Below are 578 nucleotides of genomic sequence, written 5' to 3' on the forward strand. Positions count from 1 at the left end.
AGCTCTGCCTTTAGGAACGTTCTCAGTGCTAGCGTCTGTATCTGTAGGGTCATACTTAATAACTGAAGTCTGGGCTTGTCCTTGCGGTCCAGTTGTCTCTGAAGCTTCAGAGCTTGGTGTTACTGGAATAACTGTTGGGGTGTAGGTAGCTTCTTTCGTAATGCTTGCAGTTTCATTCTTGGCATTTTTAACAGTCGCAGTTGCTTCAACTTTGATGGCATCTGGTGTCCCCTTATACGCACCATCTGGTTGGAAGGTTACTTTACCTGTCGTTGAATCAATTGTATACTTACCAACTGATTGAACAACTACAGATGTTTCATCTGTCGCTTGGCCTGTAGTTGGATCCACAAGCTTATAGCCTGTGATAGTCGTTGTTGCTTCTGCTCCATTTGACAAGGCAAAGGTTGGAGTTCCTTCTTGTTCTGCCCCTTGAATATCTTTCGATGTCACATCAGTCGACGTTAGAGAAACTGGAGTAACTGTCGGAGTGTAGGTAGCGGTTGAGGTTTCACCATTTGAGTCCGTTGCTTGAACAGTAACACCTGTCCCCTTCTTTTTGTATGATGGATCTGGTA

The 578-nt window shown here is 44.6% G+C and carries 1 pseudogene; it reads right to left on the bottom strand.

Annotated elements, in window-relative coordinates:
* Positions 1-578, bottom strand: a pseudogene (locus HT698_RS10140) (cell surface protein); the annotation flags it as partial.

This window comes from Streptococcus sp. 3109 (assembly GCF_013276905.1).
GTDB lineage: Bacteria > Bacillota > Bacilli > Lactobacillales > Streptococcaceae > Streptococcus.